An 8100-nucleotide genomic window follows, 5' to 3' on the forward strand; every position below is an offset into this window, starting at 1 on the left:
CTCGCTGGCGGCGGAGTTGATCGCGGTGGTGGCCTGCTGGATGCGGCCGACGATGCCGGTCAGCTGTTCTACCGTGGCATTGGCATCGTCGCGCATCTGCGCGAATACGCCGTGGAATTCGCCGTGCATGCGCGCGGTGAGGTCGCCCTGGGCCACGGCACGCAACAGCGCCGACAAGGCCGAGAGGTTGCCTTCGGTCAACTCCATCAGCCGGTTCAGCCCGACCACCATGCCGCGGAAGTCGTACTGGAAGCGCTCGGCGTCGCCACGCCGGGAGAAATCGCCGGAAGCCGCGGCCTGCGCCAGTTCGGTGATGGCCTGGTTGATCGCCTGCAGGCTGCGCTTGGTGGTGCGCATCGCCTCGGTGATCGCGGCCTTCTCGCCCGGCAGCGGTTCCATGTCCACCTGCATGTTGCCGATCGCGTACTGCGACATCACCTCGACCAGGCGCCGCTGCACGTCCACGTGCGCGGCCACCAGCGCGTTGGTGCCATGGACCATGCGTCCGTACTCGCCGGGGAAACGTTCGGCGTCCATCCGGTAGCTCATCTCGCCGGCGTCGTGGCGCTGCGCCATCTCCGCCTGCGCCTGCATCACCGCCTGCAACTGCGTCTGCATGCTGCCCATCGCATCCAGCAACTGGCCCAGCTCGTCGTCGCGGCGATGCCGGACCTGGCTGTCCAGGCGCCCGGCGGCGACTGCCGAAGACACCCGCACGGCCTCGGCCAGCGGGTCGAGCACCTGCCGGCGCAGCAGCAGGTACAGCGCGCCGCTCAGCAACAACGCCGAGAGCAGGCCGACCGCGACGATGGTCCACAACAGTGCACGCGCCTTGGCCATGACCAGCGCGTACGGCACCGAGACGCCAAGCGCGAACGTCTGCGGCGCATCGCCGATCTTCAGCGGCACGAACACGTTCAACGCATCCTCGCCGTCGGCGCGGCGGTGGTCGAACACCACCTGGCCCTTGGCCACGCGCGCCAGCATGTCCTTGGACCAGGCATCGCTGCGGGTCTTGCCGACCTGCTGCGGATCGCGGCTGGCCATCACCATGCCCAACGGCGACAGCAGGCTGGCATGGCCCTCGCCCATCGGCCGCAGCGCGGCGATGCGCTGCTGCAGGGTATCGAGGGTGAAGTCGACGGTGACCACGCCCAGGAAGCGGCCGTTCTCCAGGATCGGCGTGGCCAGCGTGGTCATTAGCGTGTCCTTGCCGGCCACCGGGTAGTAGTAGGGCTCGATCACCACCGGCTTGTGCGTGTTGCGCGCCAGCAGGTACCAGTCGCCGTCGCCCGGCTTCTCGTAGTCGCGCAGCGCCTCGCGCACCAGCTTGCCGTTCTGCCGCGACCACCAGGTCATGTAGCGGCCGGTGGCGTCATGGCCCTCGGTGCCGACGAAGGCCTTGTCGTTGCCGTCGAAGGCGTCCGGCTCCCACATGGTGCTGATGCCCAGCCACTGCGGATGCGCGTCGAGCTGGCTGCGCAGCACCGCGGTGGCGGTGGCGCGCGACAGACCGGCGGCGTGCTGCACGCGGAAGCTGTTAGCCAGCGCGTCGCTGGCGTCGAAGGCCACGCCGATTTCGCGCGACACCCGCTGCGCCTCCACTTGCGCCAGGTTCTCGATGCTGGTGCGCGAGGTCGACAGCAACGCCTCGCTGCTGCGCCAGTAGATGATCATGGCGGTCAGGCCGAAGCAGGCCAGCGCAAGCAGGCCGGTACCGAGCATCAGGCGTTTGGCGACGCTGCCGCGACGGCGCTGCGGCGACGGAGTGGACATGACGACTTCCTTGGCAAGGGGGGAGGGAATACGGTCGCGGGGAACGCCCCCACGCGGCAGCCCGCCACGGCGCGCGGCACGAGTGCGCCGTGTCCGCTGCCGATGACCTGCCCGAGGCGCCTTCCCCACCGGGCCACGATGCGCGGCCGGACATTGCGTCCCGGCGCCGCTGCATGGCGACCCACCCTCTCGCTATCGTCCCGCCGTCCGCAAACTTGATAGTCGTTGCGCGTCATGCCGATGAACGGACAGGGCGTCGCGGCGAGAACGCGCGGCAGCGCGCAGTTCTGTTCAGCACTTATGCGCCAGTGCACAAGCGCGTGCACGGATGCAGCACGGCGGGCCGGCGGCGGCAACATGCAGGGATGCGTGAAGACGGCTGCGCGACTGCGTGACCGCGTCCGGAGCGATCACGCCTGCGCGCGGTAACATGCGGCGCACACACCGCCGCCGCACGCACCGCGATGGGTGTCCGGCGAGGTCACTGGCGCGGACCGTGTCTGACCGCGCTTACGGCCGCCAGTTGGCGTTGTGCTCCCAGAACGCCACGCTGCGCCGATAGGCGTCGCGATCCAGCGGCACGCCCGAGCCGCCCTCCTCCACGCCCAGCGCATTGCGCAGCATGGTGATCGGCGCCATCGGGATCTCCTGCGGCTCGGCGGTATACAGGCAACCGACCACGCCCCAGTCCGCCTCGATCGGCGCGCCCTCGTGCGCGAGCTGTTCGCGGCTGTAGAGGATCGGCAGCAGGTACTCGGCCACCGGCGGCTCGCCCCCTTCGAACCAGCGCACCAGGACCGGCAGCTCTTCACGGCTGCGCGCCTCGTAGCCCGAACGCAGCAGGCGCCGGTTGGCGTCGGTGATCGGCACGGTCAGGCAGCGCGTCGAGGTCCAGTTGCGGTGCACGTGCAACTTGCAGAACGGTGCGTAGCCGTCCAGCACCTGCAGCGGCGTGTGCGCGTTGAGGTGCTGCTCGAACTGCTCGGGCGTGCAGTCCTGGATCGCATTGCGGCGGCCATCGCGCGGGAACAGACGCGTGCGGGCAAACGGCGTGAGGACGATGGACATGGGGTACATGGCAAACGAGGGCCCACAAGCGTAGCGCGCGGCAGGGTCGGTGCCCACCGCTGCCGCCGTCGCAGCCGGTGGCGCAAGGCCATGCGGAACAGCGCTCAGCGGAACTTGCGATACCTCGACTGGGTGCACTGTGGGAGGGACTTCAGTCCCGACGCCGTGCAAGGTTGGGTACCCAGCGGGCGTCGCTCGTCGCGGCTGCGTGACAGGTGTCCTGCAAATCGTGCATCCACCTGGCGACTACGGATGCGCCAAGGCGTAGTCGATCGCCGCGCGTACCGCCGCCACCTGCGCGGCGTTGCACTGCTGCGGCGTGGCGCTGGCGCTGTCCGGATACACCTCGGTGGTCGTGGTGTAGCGCGCGTCGGTGATGCCTGCGCACAGACCCAGCCGCTTCACCGGGTAGTTGATGACCCCCGGCGCCGCCAGCGGCGTGCCGATGAGTTCGCCGGCGGCGTCGGCCGGCGCGATATGGGTGACCTGTGCGACTGCGGCCAGCACCGCCTGCTGGAACGCGGGCTGCGGGTTCTCGCTGTCGCCGACCAGGTAGAAACCGTCGGGAATGCCGCCCGGCGCGTAGGCGATGCCATCGCGCGCGGCCAGCGCCGGCCGGAATTCGGACTCGTCGCTGTCGGTGGTCTCGTGCAGGTCGATGTGCATGCGCACCCGATCGCGTAGCGGCGCCACCAGGCGCAGCAGCGCGGCCGATTCCTGCGCCGGGCTGTCGGCGCGGAACGAACGGTTGGGATCCAGCGCATCGGCGTTCCAGCGGTGGATGCGCTCGTACGCCCACGGGCTCACGCACGGCGCCACCAGCAGGTTGGCGCGGCCGGCGTAGTCCCCGGCATGCTGCTGGGCGAACTGCAGCGCGCCGTGCACGCCGCTGGTCTCGTAACCATGCACGCCGCCGGTGACCAGCATGCACGGCAAGGCGTCGTCCCAGTTGCGGCTGCGCAAGGCCAGCAGCGGATAGCGCTCCTGCGCGTACGCCAGTTCCCCGTACGCGACCACCTCCCAATGCCCGCGCAGTCCTTCGATGGCAGCGACCACCTCGTCCTGGTAGCTGCGCCGGCGCGGCTGACCCGCCAGCCAGGCCGCCTTCTCGGCGGCGCCCCAGGGCACGCCGGGGGTCCCGATCGGATAGAAGGCTGCGCTGGTCATGGTGCGGCTCCGCGTCGACAGGTGAGGGCGGCGACTGTAGCAAAGCGCGTGGGCCGCGATGCGACATGTGCCATGAATGCAGCGCGCACGGCGCTTCCGAGCGGAAACGGATGCCGATCCCGCTTTCGTACCCTGTCGCCATGAATACGTATGTAGCGCGCGCATGTTGCGCCGCGATGCGCGCTTAGCATCCTCCGGCCGCACGCCAGCCCCGCGGCGACGTCATATCCCTGTCCTGCAGGCGTCCTGCCTGCGCCCACGCACCGAGGAGATCGAACGATGCGCGTCCCATCCGCTGCAAATCGTCTGCTGCACCTGCACCGCTGGCGCAGCCTGCTGGTCGGCCTGCTGCTGCTCCTGGCCACCGCCAGCGCCCAGGCCGACGTCATCCTGCATGCCTTCAACTGGCCCTACGCCACCGTGGAAGCGCGTGCCGCGCAGATCGCCGCCGCCGGCTACCGCAAGGTGCTGGTGGCGCCGGCCTACCGCTCGCAGGGCGACGCCTGGTGGGCGCGCTACCAGCCGCAGGACATGCGTCTGATCGACAACCCGCTCGGCGACACCGACGCCTTCGCCAGCATGGTGCAGGCGCTGAAGGCGGTGGGCGTGGAAACCTATGCCGACGTGGTGCTCAACCACATGGCCAACGAAGCGGCCACGCGCTCGGACCTGAACTACCCGGCCAGCGCGGTGCTCGGCCAGTACGCCGCCAACCCGCAGCGCTATGCGTCGCTGCGACTGTTCGGCGACCTCTCGCAAAATTTCCTCAGCGCCAACGATTTCGGCCCGGCGCAGTGCATCACCAACTACAACGATCCCTACCAGGTGCGCACCTACCGCATCTGCGGCGGCGGCAACGATCCCGGCCTGCCGGATCTGGTCGGCAACGACTGGGTGGTGCAGCAGCAGCGCAACTACCTGCTGGCGTTGAAGGCGCTGGGCGTGACCGGTTTCCGCATCGATGCGGCCAAACACATGACCTTCGACCATCTGAACAAGGTGCTCGATGCGCAGGTGCGCTCCGGGGTGATGGTGTTCGGCGAGGTGATCACCGGCGGCGGCAGCGGCAATTCCGACTACGACCAGTTCCTGGCGCCGTACCTGCAGGCCACCCCGCACGCGGCCTACGACTTCCCGCTGTTCAACTCGGTGCGCAACGCCTTCGCCTACGGCGGCAGCATGGACCTGCTGGTGGATCCGGGCGCCTACGGCCAGGCGCTGCCCGGTGCGCGCGCGGTGACTTTCGCCATCACCCACGACATCCCCAACAACGCCGGCTTCCGCTACGCGATCATGGACCCGGTCGACGAGACCCTGGCCTACGCCTACCTGCTCGGCCGCGACGGCGGCGTGCCGATGGTGTACTCGGACAACAACGAAAGCGGCGACAACCGCTGGGTCAACGCCTACCAGCGCGACGACCTCAAGCGCATGGTCGGCTTCCACAACGCCGCGCAGGGCCGCGACATGCAGGTGCTGGCGCACGGCGCCTGCTACCTGCTGTTCCGCCGCGGCGACCTGGGCATCGTCGGCATCAACAAGTGCGGCAATACCGTCACCGCCGCGGTACCGATGAACGGCAGCGTATTGCGCTGGAACGTCGACTACACCGATGCGCTGGGTTCCGGCAGCGTGGTGCGTATTTCCAGCGGCAGCTACACCTTCAGTCTGCCGCCGCGGCAGGCGCGGATGTGGAAGCGCTGAGCCAGGGAGCGGACGCGGCGCGCCCACCGGCGCGCCGCGCGGGGAGCGCGCGGCCACGACTTCTTGCACATCCATCCGGATGAAGAGATATACTCGCCACACCGCCCGCTGCGTTGCGCCCATGACCGCCATCAGCTTCGAGTTCTATCCGCCCAAGACCGATGAACAGCGCGCGCAGCTCGACCGCACCGCCGCACGGCTCAAGGCCTACGCCCCGGAGTACGTCTCCTGCACCTTCGGCGCCGGCGGCTCAACCCTGAGCTACACCTCCGAGACCGTGCGCCACCTCAAGCAGCACCACCGTTTCGAGGCCGCGCCGCATCTGTCCTGCGTGGGCGGCAGCCGCGAGGAGATCCGCGAGCTGCTCAAGCTGTACCGCGCCATCGGCTGCCGCCGCCTGGTCGCGCTGCGTGGCGACCTGCCGTCGGGCATGGGCCACCCCGGCGACCTGCGCTATGCCGCCGACCTGATCGCCTTCATCCGCGCCGAGCACGGCGACGCCTTCCATCTGGAAGTGGGCGCGTATCCGGAGACGCACCCGCAGGCCCACGACGCGCTCAGCGACCTGCGCCACTTCAAGGCCAAGGTCGATGCCGGCGCCGATGCCGCCATCACCCAATACTTCTACAACGCCGACGCCTACTTCCACTTCGTCGACGCGGTGCGCAAGCTCGGCGTGCAGATCCCGATCGTGCCCGGCATCATGCCGATCTCCAACTTCAGCCAGCTGCGGCGTTTCTCCGAGCAGTGCGGCGCGGAAATCCCGCGCTGGATCGGCAAGCGCATGCAGGCCTACGGCGACGATGCCGAGGCCATCCGCGAGTTCGGCGCCGACGTGGTCGCCACCTTGTGCCAACGCCTGGTCGACGGCGGCGCCCCCGGGCTGCATTTCTATACGCTCAACCTGGCCAAGCCCACCACCAACGTCCTGGCACGTCTGCGCGGCGACGTCGCCGCCGGCTGAGTGTCGCGGCCGCTGGCCGAACTCTGGGATTGGGGATTCGGGATTAGAGATTGGTAACAGCGGCGCGCCGCCTCGCTTTGGCGAATCCCCAATCTCCAATCCCGAATCCCAGCGCTCGTAAGGCATTCGCTCCGCGGTCACACCAGCTGCGGCTACGCTGCGCCGATGCGCGCCCTTCCGCCTATATTGCTGCTCCTGTGCCTATGCGTGTTCGCGCCGCCTGCCATGGCGCAGCGGGTGAACCGCTGCAGCGGACCCGATGGCACCACCGTGTTCAGCGATCGCCGCTGCGAGGACGTCGGCGCGATCGACCGGCTACCGCCACCGGCGGCGCCCGGCAATGTCGGCAGCGCCGCTCGCGGCCTGGCGCCGCCGCAGTGCGTGCGCCGGCTCAGCGTGCTGGTCCAGCAGATCCGCAGTGCCGTGGACGCCCGCGACGTCAACCGGCTATCGGCACTGTACTGGTGGAACGGCGTCTCCGACGACGGCGCGCAGCGCATCTTCGACCGTCTGGAGGCGATCGTGCGCCGCCCCTTGGTGGCGATCGTGCCGGTGTTGCCGGAGACCGGCGGGACGACCGCTCCCGCAGCCGGTACGTCGTCGACAGCCGCGTCCGCGACAACGGCCACGTCGGCCGCGGCGGATGCCGATGGTGGCGAGGCACCATCGCGCCCGCATCCGACCGGCCTGCGTCTGCAGCAGACCCTCGCCGGCAGCATCACCCCCGCCTCCACCGTGCTGGACCTGCGCCGGCAGTACGACTGCTTCTGGATCAGTTTCTGAGGAGCCGGGAATGGGGAATGGGGATTGGGGAATCGCGAAAGCGGCTCCCTGCGCGCGCACTGCGTCACCTGTAGGATCGGCTTCAGCAGCGACGCGGTGGAGCCGGGATTGGGGATTCGGGATTCGGGAACCGCAACAGCGGTTCCCTCGTACGCGGCTCCCCCCGCCCAGGAGCGGCGCCAGCCTCGTCGGACACTGTGGGAGGGACTTCAGTCCCGACGCATTGCGCCATCGGAAGCACGCCACTTCGCGTTTCGCGGCTGCATGACAGTTGACCAGGGGAGCGGTTGCTGTCGCCCCACTCACGCCACATCGGCCGCCAGCGGCCACAGCCCGCGGATCGCGGCGATGCCCTGGCCGCCATGGCGGCGCGCCTCGGCGACGTGCGTCGACGCCAGGCCGCCGATCGGATAGATCGGCAGGGCGACCTGCTCGCGCAGGCGCTCGAACGCCTCCCAGCCCAGCGGCGCGGCGCCTGGGTGGCTGGCGGTGGGGGCCAGCGGCCCGACCACCGCGAAATCGCAGCCGATGCGCTGCGCCGCCTGCAATTCTTCAACGGTATGACAGGACGCCGCCACGGCCTGCCCGGCCGGCAACGGGCGCGCCTGCCACTGCGGCAGCTGCTCCCCGCCCAGGTG

The 8100-nt window shown here is 69.5% G+C and carries 7 protein-coding genes; 3 read left to right on the forward strand and 4 right to left on the reverse strand.

Features of this window, described 5'->3' with window-relative positions:
• The 3 genes from D183_RS0114515 to D183_RS0114525 all read right to left on the reverse strand — a co-directional run.
• On the reverse strand, positions 1 to 1776 hold a 1776-nt coding region (locus tag D183_RS0114515), incomplete at its 3' end, for a PDC sensor domain-containing protein (RefSeq protein ID WP_017909638.1).
• A gap of 510 nt (positions 1777 to 2286) precedes the next feature.
• Positions 2287 to 2844 carry a DUF3228 family protein gene (locus tag D183_RS0114520; RefSeq protein ID WP_026144488.1) on the reverse strand — a complete coding sequence of 186 codons (558 nt, stop codon included), beginning with the start codon at positions 2842 to 2844 and terminating at the stop codon, positions 2287 to 2289.
• A 246-nt stretch (positions 2845 to 3090) separates the two neighbouring features.
• On the reverse strand, positions 3091 to 4011 hold the full coding sequence (locus D183_RS0114525; protein ID WP_017909640.1) for a M14 family metallopeptidase: 921 nt from the start codon (positions 4009 to 4011) through the stop codon (positions 3091 to 3093).
• A 333-nt stretch (positions 4012 to 4344) separates the two neighbouring features.
• Between D183_RS0114525 and D183_RS0114530 the strand changes: the two genes are divergently transcribed.
• From D183_RS0114530 to D183_RS0114540, 3 genes are all read left to right on the forward strand, one after another.
• Positions 4345 to 5715, forward strand: coding sequence for an alpha-amylase family protein (locus D183_RS0114530; RefSeq protein ID WP_026144489.1), 1371 nt, complete (start codon positions 4345 to 4347; stop codon positions 5713 to 5715).
• Between the two features lie 121 nt (positions 5716 to 5836).
• Positions 5837 to 6679: a methylenetetrahydrofolate reductase [NAD(P)H] gene (metF, locus tag D183_RS0114535; RefSeq protein ID WP_017909642.1), complete on the forward strand. Its 843-nt coding sequence runs from the start codon at positions 5837 to 5839 to the stop codon at positions 6677 to 6679.
• 165 nt (positions 6680 to 6844) lie between these two features.
• Entirely contained in the window at positions 6845 to 7462 is a 618-nt protein-coding gene (locus D183_RS0114540) for a DUF4124 domain-containing protein (RefSeq protein ID WP_026144490.1), read from the forward strand.
• A 302-nt stretch (positions 7463 to 7764) separates the two neighbouring features.
• Here the strand turns inward: D183_RS0114540 and D183_RS0114545 are convergent.
• Positions 7765 to 8100: thiamine phosphate synthase (locus tag D183_RS0114545; protein ID WP_017909644.1), on the reverse strand; the 336-nt coding region annotated here is incomplete at its 5' end.

It is taken from the genome of Xanthomonas sp. SHU 199 (genome assembly GCF_000364665.1).
GTDB lineage: Bacteria > Pseudomonadota > Gammaproteobacteria > Xanthomonadales > Xanthomonadaceae > Xanthomonas_A > Xanthomonas_A sontii.